Source organism: Butyrivibrio fibrisolvens, assembly GCF_023206215.1.
GTDB lineage: Bacteria > Bacillota > Clostridia > Lachnospirales > Lachnospiraceae > Butyrivibrio > Butyrivibrio fibrisolvens_C.
This window is the reverse complement of the sequence record NZ_CP065800.1, coordinates 487,107-508,108: the sequence shown is the minus strand read 5'-3', so window position 1 is coordinate 508,108 and position 21,002 is coordinate 487,107. Positions and strand designations below refer to the sequence as shown.

The following is a 21,002-nucleotide window of genomic DNA, read 5'->3' as shown; positions in this document are numbered from 1 at the left end:
GTAACTTTTGGCACCGAGGGTTATTGAATATTTACACTTGTTCGATCCTTCACCAAATTATAAATATTCGCAAGCTTGCTATTAAGAAAAGTATAAAAAAGCCGATATATTATCGGATAATGATAATCATTTTTAACCTCATGTCGCGAGCAAAGCGAGTGACTAATGGTTCAAATTTTCACATGAGGCGTTGATTTTATTTGTTAAAGTCTTGGGCATAACCTGCCTGTTATGGTCACAGCTTTTAATGCGTGCAGCCCACGGTTATTCAAAGGGGAGATGGATATGCGTAGATATGTTAGAAGTTTATTCGTAACCATTATAGCTTTTGTTGTAGCGCTGACTTTTTTCCCGGACATCTCGTATGCACAGACTGTTAACACAGTCTCTCTTGTAGGCAAGTATGATTCGTCAGATACTGCCATCATCAAATCAATCGATACAGATAACAATACCATCACGTTCCGTAATCATGATACAGGACGTGATTATACCCTTTCTTATGACAATACCACTTTGATATATAGCGAATATGGAAGAGCACTCTCGGCGCAGCTCCTTGAAGTCGGAGAGATTGCCAATATCACCTTTTTGTCAGGTTCAAGGCACCTTAACAGTCTTGATATAAATGGTGATGCTTTTACTATCGACAAGTCATACGGTTATGACCTTCAGGCAGGCACTGAGACAGCTCAGATAGGAAGCAGTTACTATCATATAACTGATAAGACACTGATCCTGATAGATGGCAGGTCAGGCCGCATCGCAGATGTGCTCCCCGGTGACAATATCAAAGTAACCGGAATAGATACAGAAATCTACTGTGTAGAAGTAAAGCAAGGTCACGGATATGTATCCCTTTCATCCAACATGGTAGGAGATGCTGACATCTCCGGATCCTATCTGGAGATTGGTGATAAGAATATATACCGCGTAACTGACGGAATGCTTGTGAGCGTTCCTGAAGGAACCTACAAGCTCTTTTTGACAGGTAACGGCGTAGATTATGAGACTACTATAACGGTTGACAGGGATAAAGAGACCATAGTGGATACCAGTCAGATAGAGATCGAATATAACTTCGGTCTTGTCACCTTCAATATCATCCCTCAGGAAGCAAGACTCTATATAGACGGCGAAGAGGTTAACCCGTCGTGGCCTATAGAACTAGCCTATGGAACTCACAAGATCGAAGCGACGGCAGAAGGGTATCTTCCTTGTTCGGAGTATCTTCATGTAGGCTCTTCCAAGGCAGAAGTTGAGATAACACTTCTTGTCGATGAAGATTATGAGAAGGAAGATGAGAAGGAAGATGAGAGTACTACAGCGACTTCTGTAAGCGACTCATCCACTGCCAATACAACGACCGAAGATAAATCCAAGGAGTCTGATAAGAGCAGTGACAATGCTTCAAGTAAGTCCAAGGCCAAGACAGTTAATACAGCCAAGGCATCTACAACCGCTACAACAGTTAAGGACGGAACTCTTATAAGCGGCTATTACATTAGGATAACAGCCCCTTCTGACGTAGAAGTATATCTTGATCCTGACAAGAACAAAAAAGGAGACGACGGCAAATACATCGGAATATCTCCATGTTCTTTTACCAAGATAACAGGAGATCATGTAATAAGGCTGAAAAAAGACGGGTATCTCACCAAGGACTATACTATTAGTATTGATTCTGAGAAAAAAGATAAAGAGTACGCCTTTGAAGCACTGAAAAAAGATCCTGCAGCATCTGCCAGCACTGCAAGTACAGAAGAACCGGACGGAACCTTGATAGAAGGATATGGCGTTTATGTGGATGCACCGGTTGGAGCTAATCTATATGTGGACGGCGAGGAAGTTGGAGAAGTTCCCTGCTCTTTTGATAAAGTCAAGGGAAGCCATACTATAACCTTCACCCGTGATGGATATGCTACCAAGAGCTATTCGATATACGTAGACGGCAATAAGAAGGACAAACTGTATGAATTCCCTGAACTTGAAAGGTATGTAGATATATATGCTCTTGCAGGGACCGAAGTGTTCGTAGACGACGAGCCTATGGGCGTGATAGAAGGCGATGAAGCTATCAGATTTGCAAAGCTGCCTGATGCTCACAGTCAAGGGTCATCTACTATAAGGCTTGAGCTTGAAGGATATAAGACCCTCGAAGAAGAGCTTAGCGTAAGTACCTATGACGGCGTAGACAGCCACTACTATGCAGACAGACAGGAAAAAGAGGAATCTGCTGATCCTGATTCCGGAAGCAGCAAATCTTCTGACAGTGCCAGCAGTGCATCTACAGAGGCATCATCCGACGAAGGATCGTCAGCAGCAAGTACTGATGCATCAGATACGGCTTCGACGGACGGATCTGATGAAGGCAGCTTGTCAAGTAGCGGAGATCAGAACGGTCAAGACCAAAATCAGGGAGATAATACAGAGAATACAGATCAGAACTCAGATCAAAATGGCGGCGACGAAGATCAAGAAGATAATCAGAGCATCCCCGACGAACAAGGTCAGGTTGATGACTCCGGAGGCGCTGATCAAAGTGAAGTTCAGGAAGGAAGTGATAATGCTACTACATCATCTTCCACTGCGCCTTCTTCCTCCAATACAGGAGGAACTACAGAATAGGGAGTTTGAGGCTGTAAAAGTCTGATTTTTGGAAGTTGTGTATATATTAGATACAGAAACTTCGCACTTGCCAAACATACGACACTTCTTATGGTTGTACCGATGCGGGTAGTTTATAAAGTCTTTTCGTGTTCTTTTGAAAGTGTTATAAAATTCAGGAGCGTGATAGATGGAGATTCATATTCCGCATAGGGTTCGCATGCCCCCGCGAAGCGAGTTTCGAACCCTGGAATATAAATCTCCAGATATCATGCCCTGAATTATAACACTTTCAAGACACGAAAAGACTTTATAAACTACTCGCATCGGTACAGCCGTAAGAAGTGTCGTATGTTTGGCAAGTGCGAAGTTTCATCTGGCTATTATAAATCGAGTCCGCCTTTAAACACAGATTATTACTGTAAAACGAAAAAAAGAATCTGTTCAAACGCAGTAAACTAGGAGTAAATTGGAATAAAAAGGCTAAAAAATGGCTTAAAATAAGGATTTTCCTTGACAGCTTTTGCGAAAACGTATATAAGTAAATATATACCGCTTGAAGCAGGTAATAAGAAGCGCTATTTTAGCGCATTACAATCTTAGAGGAGGAATTTCCTAATGAACAAGACAGAATTAGTAGCAGCAATTGCAGAAGATGCAGGATTATCTAAGAAGGACGCTGAGAAGGCTCTTAAGGCTTTCACAGACGCAGTTACAGCAGAGCTTAAGAAGAAGGGTAAGGTTCAGCTTGTTGGCTTCGGTACATTCGAAGTAGCTAAGAGAGCAGCAAGACAGGGCAGAAACCCTCAGACAGGTGCTACAATGAAGATCGCAGCATCAGTTGCTCCTAAGTTCAAGGCTGGTAAGGCACTTAAGGACGCTGTAAACAAGAAATAATTCCTTTGAATTATTTTAATAGAATAGGTATATAGACCTTTTCTAAAGATCAGCTATAAGTGTTTTGACACGAGTTGATAGCCTGCGGAGTTCATACTTCGCAGGCTTTTGTAAAGCTAGAGATTAGTTTTATACGGTTCATAGAAGGAGCTGTGAATATGAGACTTGATAAATATTTGAAGGTATCACGACTTATCAAAAGAAGAAGTGTTGCAAACGAAGCCTGTGATGCAGGCCGTGTTCTGATCAATGGAAGAGTTGCTAAGGCAGGAACCGAGGTCAAGGTAGGCGATCATCTTACGATCCAGTTTGGAAACAAAGACGTAAGTGTAGAAGTACTTGATGTGCAGGAGACTGTACATAAGGAAAATGCAGGTGAATTATACAAATATATTTAATATTGATAACAAAACGTCGTTGCGCCGAAACTCCCGAGGTGGTAAGATTAATGTAGCTATTAGTCTACATAATTACGGAAATTGATCAATACCAAGCTAGAAATAATATAATCCAGACCGCAGAGAGGAGTTCTATATGAAGACAAGATATAGAACCAGACGCAAGGAGAACCGATTTGGTGTACTACTTGCAGCGATTGTGGTGCTGCTTCTTACATTTGCAGTTTCAGTCAGGAGTATAGATTTACTAAGACAGGTTGGTGATAATGAAGCAAGGATAGAAGAGCTTCAGACTCAGATGGACAAAGAGAAGCAAAGAAGCGCCGAGATCGATGAGTTCGTAAAAGAGACGCAGACGCGTAAATATATAGAAGACATAGCAAGACAGAAGCTGGGGCTTGTATATCCCGGCGAGATCATTTTTGAAAAAGAATCAAATTAGGGGTGCAAACTTCCGCAAGTCAGGGAGTTTGCACTGTTTACGTTAAGGGAATGATATATGGATCTAAGGCAGCAGGTTCTAATGTTTATTAGAAAAGAAAATATGATACAAAAAGGCGACCACATCCTTGCAGGTGTATCCGGCGGGGCTGATTCAGTATGTCTTCTTGTATTACTTCATTCACTTATGGATGAATTGTCCTTTAAGCTGTCAGTTCTTCATGTTAATCATGGTATACGGCAGGAAGCATCAGAGGATGCCGATTATGTGAAGAATTTATGTGATAACTATAAAGTGCCTTTTTATCTGGAAGAGATTGATGTTCCCGGTATGACCAGAGAACTTTCTATCGGAGAGGAAGAGGCAGGAAGACTTGCAAGGTACGACCTTTTTTATAAGAAGATGGATGAGATCGGGGCAGGTAAGCTGGCAGTTGCTCATAACATGAACGATCAGGCAGAAACTTTTATCATGAACCTTGCAAGAGGAAGCGGGCTTAGGGGCTTGTCCGGAATAAGGGCGGTTAGAGATAAGATCATAAGACCTCTTCTTATGACAAGCAGAGAAGATATCGAGGCATATCTACAGGATCAGAATATCTTATTTAAAACAGATGCGACCAATCTTGAAGATGATCATACCAGAAACAGGATAAGGCATCATATCCTTCCTTACATGACAAGGGATATCAATTCAGAAACCTTAAGTCATATCAGCAGAGCGGCAGCTGAGCTTTCATATGCGCAGGAGTATATCGAATCACAGGCTGCAAGGTGGCTTGACGACAACGGATTCGGTATTGATAAGGATGAAAGATCCGATAAAACTATAGAACTTAATAAGACTACAGCATATTCTACTACAGAACTAAATACGACTATAGAACATAGTAAGGATTTGGGATTTAACAAGAACGCAGGCTATGATGAAGGCATGCATAGGTCTTACAGATTAAGTCTTCAAGGCTACAGAAGTCAGCCCTATATCATCCGTAAGTATATCATCATGAAACTGCTGGATCTTGTGACTATGCATCGCAAGGATATAACCCAGGCTCATATAGAGGCTGCAGACAGGCTTTGCATGGACAAGGCAGGAAGTAAGAAGCTGAATCTTCCATACGGTATCAGGCTTATAAGATCATATGATGAGCTTGAGATAGCTCTTGGCAGGGATGCTGTTATAGATGATGATGAACTGGTTGTTGATCTTGAGGCTATAAATAAAGCTGATAATGGATATATTTTTTCTTTTAATAATACAGATTTCCGAGCGCGTATTATCGAAATACAAGAAGATGACACAGAAGATTTTATTTCAAAGGTTCCGCGCTTGCCATATACTAAATGGTTTGATTATGATAAAATACTATCGTGCCCGACTTTTCGCTTTCGAAGAGCCGGTGATTATATTGTCATAGACAAAGAGGGTCACAAGAAGAGTCTTAAAAAGTTTATGACAGATGCAAAAATCCCTGAAAATAAACGAAACAGCGTGATACTTATGGCAGACGGCGACAGCATTATGTGGGTCTTGGGTTATCGCACAAGCTGCGCATATGAGATTTCAGCTAGTACAAAACACATCCTTGAAATAGATGCGTTATCAGTAAATTAAAAAGGAATGAGGTAGTAACAACAATGGCAGAAAGAGTTAGAGTTATGTTCACTGAAGAGGAAGTAGATAAGAGAATCAGAGAACTTGGTGAACAGATCAGTAAAGATTATGCAGGTAAGACAGTACATCTTATATGTGTACTTAAGGGCGGAAGCTTCTATATGACAGAGCTTGCTAAGCGTATTACAGTTCCGGTAACTCTTGATTTTATGAGCGCATCAAGTTATGGTTCATCAACTAAGTCAAGCGGTGTAGTTAAGATTGTCAAGGATCTTGATGAGCCTCTTAAAGATAAGGACGTACTTATTGTAGAAGATATCGTAGACTCAGGTCGTACTCTCAGCTATCTTATGAAGATGCTTGGAGACAGAGGACCGGCAAGCATCAAGCTTACAACTCTTCTTGATAAGCCTGATCGCCGTGTTACAGATGTTAAGGTAGATTATACAGGTTTTGTTATCCCTGATGAATTCGTAGTAGGTTATGGCCTTGATTATGATCAGAGATATCGTAACCTTCCTTATATCGGAGTTGTTGAGTTCGATTGATCATGATATGAGGACCTCGTGAGCTTTTGCTTTAACCGAGGCACTGATTTTGGTTTTGAAAACAGATTTTTCAAATTTAACTATAGTGAAGTGCTATGAAAAAAGTTCATTTCCGCGTATAGCGGATGATATATAAAGGAGGAAGTAGTGGAAAATCGCAGAAGAAGTTTTGGAACGATCTTCGGATTTATCATAGTTCTGCTCCTGTTATTGGTTGTCCTTGAGTTTTTCGGCGACAGCAATCGTACGGCCGACTCACAGGCATACACTATTGGCAAACTTCAGACAGATCTTGAAGAAGGGGACATTAAGAGCGCTGTTATCCTTCCCAATGGTGAAAATGCGACAGGTGCTGTAAACATCGAATTTAAAGATGATGATAAGAATACCGAGACCTTGTATGTGACCAATGTTACAGAGGTTAGACAACTCCTTATGGAGTACGGAATTGATGCAGAAGTCAGAGATGTATCTGATGACAGCTGGCTCTTTAACTGGGCGCTTCCTATACTGGTAGTTGTGATCATATTCGTAATGTTCCTGTCTATGATGAACGGATCACAATCATCCGGAAGTGCAAGCAACAACAGAATGCTCAATTTTGGTCGAAGCAGAGCCAGAATGACTGTGGGTGATGACAACAAAGTCAAGCTTGATGATGTTGCAGGCCTTCAGGAGGAGAAAGAGCAGCTGGCTGAGATCATAGAATTTTTGAAAAATCCTGATCAGTTCACTAAAGTCGGAGCGCGTATTCCTAAAGGAGTACTGCTTGAAGGTGCTCCGGGTACAGGTAAGACTCTTCTTGCAAGGGCAGTTGCCGGTGAAGCGGGAGTTCCCTTTTTCTCAATATCAGGTTCAGACTTCGTAGAGATGTTTGTAGGTGTCGGTGCATCCCGTGTCCGTGACCTCTTCGAAGAAGCCAAGAAGAATAGCCCTTGTATCATATTCATCGACGAGATCGATGCTGTAGCAAGGCGTAGAGGTACAGGTATGGGAGGCGGCCATGATGAGCGTGAGCAGACTCTTAACCAGCTTCTTGTAGAGATGGATGGTTTTGGTGTCAATGAAGGAATCATCGTTATGGCAGCAACCAACCGTGTAGACATCCTCGATCCTGCTATCTTAAGACCGGGACGTTTTGACAGAAAGATAACAGTAGGACGTCCTGATATAAGAGGCCGTGAAGAGATCCTCAATGTACATGCCAAGAATAAGCCTCTTGGAGATGATGTTGATCTGTCACAGATAGCACAGACTACAGCTGGATTTACAGGCGCTGATCTTGAGAACCTTCTTAATGAGGCTGCTATCAATGCAGCAATGGACAAGCGTCCGTACATCCTTCAGGATGATATCAAGAAGGCTTTCGTTCAGGTTGGTATCGGTACTGAGAAGAAGAGTCATCTTATCTCTCCTGAAGAGAAGAAGATCACTGCATATCATGAATCAGGACATGCGATCCTTTTTCATGTACTTCCTCATGTGGGACCTGTATATACGGTATCAGTTATTCCTACAGGTGCTGGTGCGGCAGGATATACAATGCCTCTTCCTGAGAAGGATGAGATGTTCCTTACAAGGACCAAGATGCTTGAAGAGATCATGGTAGATCTTGGCGGACGTATCGCTGAAGAGATAGTATTTGACGATATCACAACAGGTGCTTCCAATGATATCCAGAAAGCTACCAATATGGCCAGAAATATGGTTACCAAGTATGGTATGTCCACTAATATCGGTGTTATCAATTATGATGACAATGAAGATGACGTATTCATCGGATACGATATAGGCCATAGAAAGAGCCATTCAGAGCTTATGAGCGGCGAGATAGACAGAGAAGTTAAAGCGATCATAGACGAGTGCTACAACAAGGCTAAGCAGATCATTCTGGACAATCAGGATGTGCTTCATAAGTCAGCAGAGCTCCTTATACAGAAAGAGAAGATCGGAAGAGAAGAGTTTGAAGCTCTTTTCAATAGAAACGAGTCTATATTAGATGCTGAACCTTCATTTTCACTTTGATTTTTATTAGATCAATAAGAAACTTGAATCCCCGAAGAACTGTCCAAAGGCAGATTTTCGGGGATTTTTCAGGATAATTGGTTAAAATCACAAGAAATGAAAGAGCTTACATTTTTTCTCTGAAAAAATCACCAAAAACCCGTACATGTATTTGGCAATTTTGTTGAACCTGTTCATTGTGAGTATAGGGTACGGATGCTATTATAATACTCGTAACCCCCAATATTATATAGTTTTTTGCTATACCCCATAAGAAAGAAATACCTTCTCTAAAAAAGACAGCAACCCCTAAAGCTGTCTTTTTTGCTGTTTAAAAAACCAGATCCCGCAAGGAGCGTTTATAACACTTTTTGCGGGATCTGATTTTGTCAAAAAAGGAAGGATTCGATTATAGAGGAAGTAAGCGAAGTATATCGCTTACTAATATTACATTAACCAGACAACTGTTCATAGGACTCGGGATCCTCGCTGGGGATGGTAAGACTGCTGTCATATAGGCTCCTGAATTTGGTAGGTGTGTATCCTGTTATGATCCTGAACATCCTTATAAACGAAGACATGCTGCTGAATCCGCAGTTGATCGCTATGTTGGTAATAGTTGAATCAGAGTCCATAAGGAAAAGCTTGGCCTTCTGAATGCGGACCTGATTGATATATCTGTAGAAGGTTACACCGGTCAGCTGCTTGAATACTCTTGAGAAGTGGTATTTGCTAAAACCGGCGATCTTGGCAGCTGACTCAAGGCTGATGTCTTCTGCATAATGAATTTTAAGATAATCACATATTCTGTTGATCTGCTCAGCATACTCTCTTTGCTTTTTGATACTCGTATCTGCAAGAGAATTATTGATCTGATGATAATTCTTACCAAGTAGCAGAAGCATCTGGGCCATAGAAGTGTATATCTCAGGCTCTGCCATAAGGCCTGCGTGAGTATAGCTTTCACATATCTGCCTGAACAGGTTGTGGAACTGGTCATAGCATGGGCAGTTGGAAGGGCTTACGACATATACAGGATATATAAGTGATACGACATGATCGAAACCGCTTATGGCCTGAAGCATAGAGATGTCTATCTGGAATATGAGTCTTTTGCCGGGAAGAGCAGGCATAGAGTGTATGACACCCGGGCATATGAAGATCATCTCATCCTCTGCTATATCAAAGACATGTCCGCAGCTTTCAACCTTGTAGTTGTTCTGGATGGGCATGATTATCTCTATAGGAAGATGCCAGTGAGAAGGATATGCCTCGAAGTCGTCATTCTCATAGAGCCTGACACGGCCTGTGGGCGCATAGTTGACGGTCTCGTGCAGCCCGTTAAGATTCTCTATCATGATACTCCCCCTTTTACTAATACAAAATTACTAATAATTGCACATCGATTTTAGTCAACATGACTGAGAAAATCGAAAAACTTTCGTAAGATTAGTCATTACGTTGCCGAAAGCACCATAAATATAACATTTGTCTTAAAGATTATCAATATTGTGGGTAAAAGGATAGCAATAATTAGTAATTAATTAGCAATCATTGTAAAGATGAGCATACGTAATATTGCTAACCTTAAGGTGTAATTACAAATGAGGGGGCATCAGTTACACAACTGATGCAAAAAAGATAAGGAGGGTTATTATGAAAAGCAAGGCATTATCAATCGTGCTGTCATTGTCAATGGTAGCAGCAGCTCTTACCGGATGTTCGGTTTCTACGGATACTGGTGAAACATCTACACCTGCGCAGGATGAGGCAAAGGACACAGGCACAGATTCAGGTGCGACTGATACGGGCACAGGTACTGACAGCACAGATACAAGTACAGCTTCTGCTGACGAAGAAGAGATCACATGGGTATTCTGGGATGATCTTGAAGCTAGCACAGACCAGATGACACAGCTGTATGCTGAAACTGTTAAGCGCTTCAACGAAGCAGACAACGGTTATCATGTAAATGTAATAACAACTAATCTTGAAGAGTATGATTCTAAGGTTAATGCTCTTATCGCAGCAGGTGATACACCTGATCTTCTTATCTGTAATCCGGGTCCTAACGCAGATGTATATGTAGACGCAGGAGTTGTACAGCCTCTTAATCAGTATCTTGATGCTGATACAGAATGGAAAGATTCATTTGCAGGTGGTATGTTCGACAGAGTTACATATGACGGAGATATCTACGGAATTCCTACAAACTTTGCAGCCGCTTGCTGTTTCTATAACACAGAGATGTTCGAAGCTGCCGGTATATCAGAAGTTCCATCCGATATGGAAGGCTTCCTTGATGCATGCGCTAAGCTCAAAGAGGCAGGATATACACCACTTACATGCTCAGCTTCAACAGCATGGTGTCTTTCTATGATTGCAGGTTACTGCATGAACAGAGAAGGTGTTGATACCAAAGCTCTTAACGCAGGAACAGCACACTGGACAGATGAGAACTGTGTAAAGGGTGTTGAAGACCTCGTTGCTATAAGCAAATTCTTCCAGGATACATATCTTGGAGATTCCAATGATGATGCAACAGCTCATTTCTATAATGAAGAAGCAGCTATCCTCATCCAGGGTTCATGGTGCATAGCTCAGATGAATGGTAACTCCACAACTATCGAAGATAAGTGCGGCGTATTCTCATTTCCTAGCGTAGATGGCAGCATCGGCGATATGATCGTTAAGACAGACAATGTCCTTATGTCAGCTACAACTGAGCACCCGGAAGCTTGTGTTGCATTCCTTAAGATGCTCACAGATGAGACAGCTCAGAAGGCTACAGCTGAGAAGGCTGGTAAGATTCCTGTAACCAAGGTAGAAGTTGATACATCCAAGGCTCCTAAGCAGTTTGGCTATGTTTCAGATCTTCTTGCAAACCTTACAGGAACAATCGGATTCTATAACGAGTCACTTGTATCTGTAGAAGCTGGTGATACATTCGATAACAATATGGTTTCTATCGTAATGGGAGATGAGACTATAGAAGAAGGTCTTCAGAATATTGAAGACTTCTACAAAGAAAATGCGTGGAAGTAATAGTGACAATTAGAAACTAAGTCAAGTCATTATGATGCACGGAGATTATCTTGGGATTATCTTAGGATGATCCCCCATGAATGGATATCTCCGTGCATCTGTAATAAGTGGGGGAAGGCTATGAATAAAGCACTTAGGGATAAAAAAGCTATCCTGTTTTTTATACTACCGGCGGCTCTTCTTTTTACATTGGTTTTGTTTGGACCTATATTATACGCCGGCTATATTTCCCTTTGTGATTGGAATGCATTAACTAAACCCAAATTTATTGGTTTTGGTAATTTTAAAGCTCTTTTCACAAAGGATGATATATTCCTTACGTCTCTTAAGAATTCGATCTTCTTTATGATCTTCTCATTGATAACTCAGCAGATAATAGGACTGATCCTGGCAGCGATCCTTTCGGGACTTCGCTATGGTAAGAATGTTTATAAGAATATCATCTATCTTCCGTGTGTATTGTCTTCGGCAGCACTGGGACTATTGTTCAGCTTTATATTAAAACCTAATATGGGTCTTAATCAGCTCCTTGCGATATTTGGGATTCAGGGACCTAACTGGCTTATGTCCGTTAATGGCTATATACCGCTTACTATGTGGGTTATAGGCGTAGTTGCTCTTTGGATCTACGTAGGTACTACTATGATGCTGTATATGGCAGGAATAGCCGGGATTGACAAGAGTCTATTGGAGGCAGCTTACATAGATGGTGCAGGCAAGACCAAGACTTTCTTTTATGTAACACTTCCGTTATTAAAGCCTATGGCCAGAACTACTATATCGCTTACATGTATCGGATCACTCAAATTCTTTGACCTTGTATATAACATGACACAGGGAGGGCCTAACAACAAGACACAGACAATGGCTACATGGCTTTATTTTGAAGGCTTTTCATACTTCAAATACGGCTATGCAAGTGCTATATCAATAGTGCTTCTTATCATGTGCCTTCTTGTGACATTTATCATAAACAAATGTATCAGCATTAAAGATTTTGAAAACTAAGGGGAGCAAAAAGTTTGAAAGTGTTCCACTTTCAAACCCAAATTGGTGTCGCGAGCTCCACCAATTTGAACCATTAGTCACTCGCTTTGCTCGCGACATGAGGTTAAGTATGAAGAAGATAACTCTTTCAAAAGTCATCATATATATTGTGCTGACAATAATAGCTGTCTTATATGTAGCTCCGCTTGTGTGGATAGTACTTGTATCATTTAAGACCAATGCAGAGGTCTTTTCCAATCCATTCGGACTACCACAGGTATGGCAGCTTGGTAACTATATCTTTGCATGGACCAAGGGCAAGCTTGGAATAGCACTTTGGAACTCAGTATTTGTATGTGTATTCACGCTGGCAGTCAGCCTTCTTCTTGGAGCTATGGCAGCATTTGGAATTGCCAGGATGAGATTTGGATTTAATAATGCGACTCTCACCTATTTCATGATAGGAATGATGGTTCCTGTACACTGCGTTCTGATTCCTCTTTTTGTAATGTTCTCTAAGATGAAAATAAAGACGCCTCTTTTTGAGATCAGGTTCACCAACTCCCTCATAGGAATCATAATCCCGTATATTACATTTGCTCTTCCTATGACTATATTTATCCTTGTAGGCTTTTTCAGAAGCATGCCGGGAGAACTGTTCGAAGCAGCATGTATTGACGGATGCTCCATCTACAAGATATTCTTCTCAATCGCACTTCCACTGTCCAAGACAGGAATCTTCGTAACAGGTATGATGAGCTTCGTTAATACCTGGAACGAGTTGCTGGTATCGATGGTATTCATATCAGATCCAGAGAAGAAGACGCTTCCGGTTACACTGACCTACTTTGTAGGCCCGTATGCAACCAACTATGTACAGATGTTTGCAGCTATCGTAATAGCGGTCGTTCCTACTATTATCGTCTATAGTATATTCAGTAACCAGATAGTAGAAGGCCTCACTGCAGGAGCAGTAAAGGGGTGACGTATTTTGGCCCTCCAGGGACGCAAGTTAACCCCCTAAGGACGCAAGTCCTCCTCAGAGATAGAGTTAAGGAATTAAAAAACGAAAATATACGAAAATGATAACTCCCATATAAAATAAAAGCGTATGCTGCCTGAAATATAGACGGCATGCGCTTTTATGTCTTTTAATATCAGATGGGATATTTTGTATTAATACTGGAGTTTCGATGGCGGTATATGCTATAATGACGATATACGAAAAAATGCGAAAATTATTAAGGCATATATACTGATCTGTTTATTTATATCAAATAATTAGCCAAGTACTTTGATCAAAATATGAACAGTTCAGTATGCAGGATGCAGAATACAAGATACAGGATGCACCTTAGTTTATCTTATATACAATATGTTACCTATAGACAGGAGAGGGGATGCTATGATTGATCTTAGTTTGTTATTCCATGATATTTCCGGGCAGTATGTTGATAAGGCCGAGCAGGATATATTCAGCGATGTGAGCATCTATTTTAGGACAGGTCATGGGCAGGCTGACAAGGTTTTCTTATGCACTGATGAATATGAGTACCAGATGAATCTTATGAATAAGACCGGCGTCAAAGAAATGCTTCCAGGATATGAAAGCGAAGTATTTGATTATTATGAAGTCAGGATACAGCTTGGAGATAAGCCTTTATCCTACTTCTTTAAGGTGGTCGCATCTAAAGATAAAGACGAAGCTGCTAGTGATAATACAGAGGATCCGGCTATAGTCTATTATGACCACAGGGGCGCATTTACCAAAAAGCCCGCGGCAGATAATCATATGGCATTTCGCCTTTTCCCCGGAACACATGCTCCTTCTTGGGCAAGGGGCGCTGTCATGTACCAGATATTCGTAGACAGGTTCTGTAACGGCGATAAGTCCAATGATGTCCTGACTGATGAGTACCACTATAACGGTGGTCATACTGTAAGAGTAAGCGACTGGGACAAGTATCCTCATCCTTCCGAAAGCTACAAGGAGTTCTACGGCGGAGATCTTCAGGGCGTTATAGACAAGCTTGATTATCTAAAGGATCTTGGAGTAGATGTCCTGTACTTAAATCCAATATTCGCATCTCCCTCTAGCCATAAGTATGACACCATGGACTATGATCATATCGACCCTCACTTTGGCAAGATCGTAGAAGATAAGGGCGATACTCTGGAAAAAGATATTACCGATAATAGGAAAGCAACACAATTCGTAAATAGAGTTACTAACATCAAAAATCTTGATGCAAGCGATCTTTTGTTTGCTAAGCTTGTAGAAGAAGCCCATAAGCGAGGGATGAAAGTTATAATAGACGGCGTTTTCAATCACTGCGGATCTTTTAATAAGTGGCTTGACAGAGAACTTATATATGGAGGCGGTGCCTTTGAATCAGAGGATAGCGCATACCATAATTGTTTTGATTTTAAGAAAAAAAAGAAGTGGCCCTATAACAATTCCTATGACGGCTGGTGGGGCTATGATACACTTCCAAAGCTCAACTTTGAAGGCTCTGAAACCTTGCAGCAGTACATCCTGAAACTTGGAAGAAAATGGGTAAGCGCCCCCTTTAATGCAGATGGATGGAGGCTTGACGTAGCTACAGACCTTGGACATTCTGAGAGCTTCAACCACGAGTTCTGGTCGAGGTTTAGAAAAGCTGTAAGAGATGCTAATCCTGAAGCTATAATACTAGCAGAAAATTATGGTACTTCAAGAAACTGGCTCCTTGGAGATCAGTGGGATACCATCATGAACTATGACGCCTTTATGGAGCCTGTTACATGGTTTCTTACAGGTGAAGACAAGCATTCTGACAGCTTCCGGAAAAACAGACTCAATAATACCTCCTATTTCTGGAAGTCGATGAAGAAGGCAATCGGAGAGAACTTCGGTAACTTCTCTATGTATACTGCTATGAATCAGCTTGATAATCATGATCATTCAAGGTTCATGACAAGGACCAACATGAAACCTGGAAGATCATCTGATAAGAAAGGGCCAGAGGCAGCAGATGAAGGCATCAATAAAGGCATATTCAGAGAAGCTGTAGTCCTTCAGATGACATGGCCGGGAGCTCCTACTCTCTACTACGGCGATGAAGCCGGAGTATGCGGATATACAGATCCTGATAACAGAAGGACCTATCCATGGGGACATGAGGATAAAGAGCTTATAGATTTCCACAAGAATATTATCAGTATACATAAAAAATACGATGAGTTCACAGAAGGCGCTCTTATCCAGCTGGGCGACACCAAGGCTAAAGGAATCCTTAGCTACGGAAGGTTTACAGCAAAGTCAGCATCTGTCATAATTTTAAATAATAACAAAAAAGAAAAGGAAATAACGCTGGACTTAAAGCCTTTGGGAATACCAAAAGACTGCGTGCTTGAAAGGCTTATATTAACTACAGAAGATGGCTTTGACATTAAGAAGGAGGCGCTAAAAGTCAGAGAATGGACACTTACTTTGACAATGCCTGCTTATTCATCAGTTGTATTAAGATATTAACTAAGGCTTTATGCCGCGAGCAAAGAAAGCGGCTGATGGTTTATATCTTCCAAGTGGAAAGCTTGAAATAATATAAAATATAACTATGCGCTGATAAGTCCGGGGTTTGGGATCATACTATGAAGATACTTGTTACAAACGATGATGGAATAAATGCAGAAGGAATTGAGATCCTTGCAAAAACTGCCAGGAAATTCGGAGAGGTTATCGTTATCGCACCTGAAGATCAGTGCAGTGCTATGTCGCATCACATAACCCTTCGCGACAAGATGACTATAAGGAAGCACGACTTTGCAGTCCCTGGTGTATCTGCTTATGCTTTTGGAGGAACACCTGCAGACTGTGTCAGAGCTTCCTATCTGGGACTATTTAAGGATGGAGAAAAGCCTGATCTGGTTCTGTCCGGAGTTAATAAGGGAGCAAACTGCGGATATGATATACAGTACTCAGCAACAGTTGGAGCTGCAATGGAAGCACTTCTTTATGGAGTTCCGGCTATATGTTTTTCTCAGAACTATTTTACAGATGAGCATGAATGTCATACAGATGTAATGCATGCTCACATTGAGGAGATACTAAGAGATCTTATCTCTAAACCTCTGGACAAAGGACTTGCATGGAACGTAAACTTCCCATCATGCAAGATAGAAGATTATAAAGGTATACTCTTTGACAGATTCCCAGCCCAGAGTGCATTCTGGGACGATAAGTATGTTGTGGAAGACAGTGACGAAGCGCAGAAAGAAGTTGTTCTTAAAACTATACCGGTTGAAAAGGCGCAGGAAGGCAGTGATATGCAGGCTGTTATCGATGGCTATATTTCAATAGGAACCATAAGAAATACAGTTATTCGATAAGTATGACTTCTTGAATATAAAATTCAAGAATGTATACTTATCGAAAGAAATGTCATACACAATTAATGTCACATATTTTATAACTCAAACTTTGCACTTGCCAAACATACGCCACCATTTGAGGCAACGCCGATGCGGATAGTTTATAATGCATTTTCATATCTTTTGAAGGTGTTATAAAATTCAGGAGCATGAGAGATGGATTTTTATATTCTTCTTAGGGTCTGCATGTTTGAGCGAAGCGAGTTTCAGACCCTAGAATATAAAAAAAATCCAGATATCATGCCCTGAATTATAACACCTTCAAGATATGAAAATGCATTATAACCATCCGCATCGGCGTTGCCTCAAATGGTGGCGTATGTTTGGCAAGTGCAAAGTTTCAGTTTTATAATTAATCTTTCTGAATATATAACTATTATTAGTAAAAAGTTGCATATTTTTGATATGTAACTTTTTTAATGGTGCTATAATTAATTCAATTGTTAGATATAACTAATTGGGGAAGGAGTTCTTTTTTTCCTACACAAATCCAAGGACTATAATTTAAGAAAGGTGGTATTACTATGGCACTTGTTACATCAACAGAAATGTTCAAGAAAGCTTATACAGGCGGATATGCTATCGGAGCTTTCAACATCAACAACATGGAGATCGTTCAGGCGATCACTGACGCTGCAGCTGAACTTAAGAGCCCTGTAATCTTACAGGCTTCACAGGGAGCTAGAAAATATGCTAACTCCGTATATCTTGTAAAGCTGGTAGAGGCTGCCAATGAGATTCATCCTGAAGTTCCTATGGTACTTCACTTAGACCACGGTGCAGACTTTGCAACATGTAAAGACTGTATCGACAATGGATTTACATCAGTTATGATCGACTATTCAAGCCACTCTTTCGAAGAAAATATAGAAGAGTCAAGGAAGGTTGCTGAGTACGCACACGAGCACGGTGTAGTAGTAGAAGCTGAGCTTGGAACTCTTGCAGGAATCGAAGATGCTGTATCAGTTGATGCTGATAAGGCTATGTTCACAGATCCTGATCAGGTTGAAGAGTTCGTTAACAAGACAGGCGTTGATTCACTTGCAATCGCTATAGGAACAAGCCATGGTGCATATAAGTTTAAGCCAGGCACTAATCCTAAGCTTCGTCTTGATATCCTTGCTGAGGTTTCAAGAAGACTTCCCGGATTCCCGATCGTACTGCACGGATCAAGCTCTGTACCTCAGGAATATGTTAAGATCATCAACGAGCATGGCGGCAAATTAAAGGATGCCATCGGCGTTCCGGAAGATCAGCTCCGTGAAGCTGCAAGAGGCGCTGTCTGCAAGATCAACATCGACTCAGACCTTCGTCTTGGCATGACAGCAGGTATCAGAGAGCACTTCGTAGCAAACCCTGATCACTTCGATCCTCGTCAGTATATTGGCGATGGCCGTAAGTATGTCAAGGATATCGTAGCTCATAAGATCAAGAATGTACTTGGATCTGAGAATACCATCTGATAATGGTATTTGGACAGCATATAATCAATAATATTAATTCATATTTGAATTAAGTTTGAACAAACTCAAAAAATAACCATATCAAAAATGGATATCAGCCAACAATAAGCTGATATCCATTTTATTAATAAATAATTATTTACATCATGGCTTCCATACAAACCAAATGAAGAGATAACCTGTAATAACAGCTGTAAGTGTAAACGGAATACCAATCTTGAAGAAGTCTCTGAACTTAACTTCATAACCTTCTTTTCTAAGCATACCAACACCTGCGATATTGGCAGATGCTCCGATAGGAGTAATGTTACCACCAAGAGTAGCTCCTATGAGAAGACCGAAATACAGGAAGTTAGCATCTACATTAAGTGTTGCTGCGACAGAACCCAGAATAGGGAGCATTGTTGCAACGTAAGGTATGTTGTCTATAAAAGCAGATATAGCTACAGAACCCCATACTACAATTGAATACAAAATGAATACGTTGCTGCTACCTGCCTTGGAGATCATAGTTGCAAGATCATCTATGACACCAACATTGGTGATACCTGCTATGACGCAGAACAGACCTGTAAGAAGGAGCATTGTATCCCAGTCCATAGCCTTAAGTGAGTGCCACATTCCATCTGTGCTCTTCTGCTTGGCAATCTCCCATACTACAGTGAGGACGCCGCATACAAGGCAGATGATACCATTGGTTGTCTCCGGCTTCATCCCTTCCGGAATGAAGGATGCGATGATAAGCAGTACCACGTGTCCCAGCATTGTAATAGTCGGAACATAGTCAGTTACAACTGTGTGCTCTGTTGATGTAACAGATTCTTTGTCCTTGCGGAAGAGGAACATCATGATCGGAACAGTAAGAAGAGCACCAAGCTCAACTGCAAAGAAGATACCGGCTTTTCCGTGGAATACGAAGAAGTCATTGAAGTTCATGCCGGCAGCGCCTGCAAGCATGATAGATGTAGTATCACCAACAAGTGTTGCAGCGCCCTGAAGGTTTGAGGATACTGCGATACAGATGATCATGGATACAGGAGATATGTTCAGCTTCTTACAGATAGCAAGTCCTACAGGTGCTACCATAAGTACTGTAGCTACATTGTCGATGAAAGCTGAGATGATACCTGAGAAAAGTGACATGAGAATTGTAACCCACATTACATTAGGGGCAAGTCTTAGAAGCCACTCAGCAATAACATTGGGCATCTTGGATTCGATGAAATAGTCTACGATAACCATAGTTCCTACCAGCATCATAAGTATGTTCCAGTCGATAGCACTGGGTACCTGCGTGATTGGAAGGATAGGATCACCGCCTACTCCTATAAGTGTAAGGATTACATAGATTGCTGCAGTTGAGAGAGCAACAACAGCTCTTTTCTTTGGTAATAGCACCATGAGTACATACATAAGTACAAAAAGTGCTATCGCGATGGTTTTGGATGTTAACATTTTGTCTCCTTTGAATGAATTTTGGCAAAATAAAAAAAGACCTTGCCATGTGGTTGACCGCATATAGCGGTAAGCAAATGACAATTATAGAAGTGTCATCTACTAAAGTTACATGGTAAAAGTCTTGCTTTTGTGGATATCAGCAGAATAATATTTGTCGTCTCTTGCCATAAAATAAATGACAAAAATCTGCTGCGTTATATCCGGTTCCGAATGACCTTTGCCGGCCATTGTGCTGACGAATACCGGAAATCTATATACCTTGCCAATATATAGATCAGCTACTCCCTTTTACTCCCTATATAATAAAGATTTATTGCAAAAACGTCAAGAAAATCAGCATTCCATGACATCCCCTATATCAGGCTGTTTGTAGATGATGATCCAAGCAATATCAGATATTTTCTCATAAGATCTGTGGTTTAAAATTTCTTTAGTTTTTCAGTTATTAAAGTATTTTTTATCCTGTTGAAATGGTTTTTTTCTTATCATAAAATTGAATAAGCAGGAATTATAAGTGAGGTTTTTTATATGCACAACGAACTGACTAAAAAAGACATAGAAGATATGCAGGCTGAGATTGACAACCGCAAGATCAATATAAGGAAAGAGCTTCTTGAGGATGTCAAAGAGGCAAGGGCTCAGGGCGATCTGTCCGAGAACTTTGAGTACTATGCAGCCAAGAGGGCCAAGAACCAGAACGAGAGCCGCATACGCTTTCTTGAAAGGATGATCAAGACAGCCAAGATCATTGATGATGACTCAAGTGATGATCAGGTAGGCATGAACAAGACTGTAACTGTCTATGTCGAGGAAGATGATGTCGAGGAAGTGTATAAGATCGTCACTACCATAAGAGCGGACTCCCTTAAAGGAACCATAAGCGTGGAATCTCCGCTTGGTAAAGCCCTGATGGGACATAAGGTAGGAGACCGCGTCAATATAGTTATAAGCAAGGATTATAACTATGACGTGATAATCAGAAAAATTGAGAATACCGAGCTTACAGATGATGATAAGCTCAGGGATTTCTAACCCGTTACAGGATCAAGGTTTAGAGGACTTGATCAAAGGGAAGAATTCTTGGGGCTTTTTGTGATGCACAAAAATAATAATTGGTATGAGG

16 protein-coding genes are annotated in these 21,002 nt (G+C 41.0%); 14 read left to right on the top strand and 2 right to left on the bottom strand.

What is annotated here, in order from left to right; genetic code table 11:
* Positions 1-285 precede the first annotated feature (285 nt).
* The 7 genes from I7804_RS02070 to ftsH all read left to right on the top strand — a co-directional run bounded on the left by I7804_RS02070 (position 286) and on the right by ftsH (position 8,534).
* A complete protein-coding gene (locus I7804_RS02070) occupies positions 286-2,628 on the top strand; it encodes a PEGA domain-containing protein (protein WP_248404695.1) in 2,343 nt (780 codons plus the stop codon).
* Between the two features lie 597 nt (positions 2,629-3,225).
* On the top strand, positions 3,226-3,504 hold the full coding sequence (locus I7804_RS02065; protein WP_022753808.1) for an HU family DNA-binding protein: 279 nt from the start codon (positions 3,226-3,228) through the stop codon (positions 3,502-3,504).
* Positions 3,505-3,662: 158 nt separating this feature from the next.
* Positions 3,663-3,902: an RNA-binding S4 domain-containing protein gene (locus tag I7804_RS02060; RefSeq protein WP_022753807.1), complete on the top strand. Its 240-nt coding sequence runs from the start codon at positions 3,663-3,665 to the stop codon at positions 3,900-3,902.
* Positions 3,903-4,038: 136 nt separating this feature from the next.
* On the top strand, positions 4,039-4,344 hold the full coding sequence (locus I7804_RS02055) for an FtsB family cell division protein (RefSeq protein WP_022753806.1): 306 nt from the start codon (positions 4,039-4,041) through the stop codon (positions 4,342-4,344).
* Between the two features lie 81 nt (positions 4,345-4,425).
* Positions 4,426-5,961 (top strand): tRNA lysidine(34) synthetase TilS, encoded by a 1,536-nt coding sequence (gene tilS / locus I7804_RS02050; RefSeq protein WP_248404693.1) that lies wholly within the window; start codon positions 4,426-4,428, stop codon positions 5,959-5,961.
* Positions 5,962-5,984: 23 nt separating this feature from the next.
* Positions 5,985-6,509: a hypoxanthine phosphoribosyltransferase gene (gene hpt / locus I7804_RS02045; RefSeq protein ID WP_022753804.1), complete on the top strand. Its 525-nt coding sequence runs from the start codon at positions 5,985-5,987 to the stop codon at positions 6,507-6,509.
* A 147-nt stretch (positions 6,510-6,656) separates the two neighbouring features.
* Positions 6,657-8,534 (top strand): ATP-dependent zinc metalloprotease FtsH, encoded by a 1,878-nt coding sequence (gene ftsH / locus I7804_RS02040; protein ID WP_022753803.1) that lies wholly within the window; start codon positions 6,657-6,659, stop codon positions 8,532-8,534.
* Between the two features lie 431 nt (positions 8,535-8,965).
* Here the strand turns inward: ftsH and I7804_RS02035 are convergent, their stop codons facing one another.
* Positions 8,966-9,871 (bottom strand): helix-turn-helix domain-containing protein, encoded by a 906-nt coding sequence (locus I7804_RS02035; RefSeq protein ID WP_022753802.1) that lies wholly within the window; start codon positions 9,869-9,871, stop codon positions 8,966-8,968.
* Positions 9,872-10,169: 298 nt separating this feature from the next.
* On the opposite strand from I7804_RS02035, the gene I7804_RS02030 reads away from it, so the two are divergent.
* The 6 genes from I7804_RS02030 to fba all read left to right on the top strand — a co-directional run bounded on the left by I7804_RS02030 (position 10,170) and on the right by fba (position 18,421).
* Positions 10,170-11,558 carry an ABC transporter substrate-binding protein gene (locus I7804_RS02030; RefSeq protein WP_022753801.1) on the top strand — a complete coding sequence of 463 codons (1,389 nt, stop codon included), beginning with the start codon at positions 10,170-10,172 and terminating at the stop codon, positions 11,556-11,558.
* Between the two features lie 120 nt (positions 11,559-11,678).
* Positions 11,679-12,566 (top strand): carbohydrate ABC transporter permease, encoded by an 888-nt coding sequence (locus tag I7804_RS02025; RefSeq protein ID WP_022753800.1) that lies wholly within the window; start codon positions 11,679-11,681, stop codon positions 12,564-12,566.
* A 97-nt stretch (positions 12,567-12,663) separates the two neighbouring features.
* Complete coding sequence (locus tag I7804_RS02020; RefSeq protein WP_242952715.1) at positions 12,664-13,530, top strand: carbohydrate ABC transporter permease; 867 nt, start codon at positions 12,664-12,666, stop codon at positions 13,528-13,530.
* Positions 13,531-13,950: 420 nt separating this feature from the next.
* Complete coding sequence (locus I7804_RS02015) at positions 13,951-16,059, top strand: glycoside hydrolase family 13 protein (RefSeq protein ID WP_248404691.1); 2,109 nt, start codon at positions 13,951-13,953, stop codon at positions 16,057-16,059.
* A 119-nt stretch (positions 16,060-16,178) separates the two neighbouring features.
* Positions 16,179-16,916 carry a 5'/3'-nucleotidase SurE gene (surE, locus tag I7804_RS02010; RefSeq protein WP_248404689.1) on the top strand — a complete coding sequence of 246 codons (738 nt, stop codon included), beginning with the start codon at positions 16,179-16,181 and terminating at the stop codon, positions 16,914-16,916.
* A 566-nt stretch (positions 16,917-17,482) separates the two neighbouring features.
* A complete protein-coding gene (fba, locus tag I7804_RS02005; RefSeq protein WP_022755333.1) occupies positions 17,483-18,421 on the top strand; it encodes a class II fructose-1,6-bisphosphate aldolase in 939 nt (312 codons plus the stop codon).
* Between the two features lie 144 nt (positions 18,422-18,565).
* Here the strand turns inward: fba and I7804_RS02000 are convergent, their stop codons facing one another.
* Complete coding sequence (locus I7804_RS02000; RefSeq protein WP_248404687.1) at positions 18,566-19,876, bottom strand: SLC13 family permease; 1,311 nt, start codon at positions 19,874-19,876, stop codon at positions 18,566-18,568.
* A 531-nt stretch (positions 19,877-20,407) separates the two neighbouring features.
* Between I7804_RS02000 and I7804_RS01995 the strand changes: the two genes are divergently transcribed.
* Positions 20,408-20,911 carry a GreA/GreB family elongation factor gene (locus I7804_RS01995; RefSeq protein WP_074755887.1) on the top strand — a complete coding sequence of 168 codons (504 nt, stop codon included), beginning with the start codon at positions 20,408-20,410 and terminating at the stop codon, positions 20,909-20,911.
* Positions 20,912-21,002: the final 91 nt, after the last annotated feature.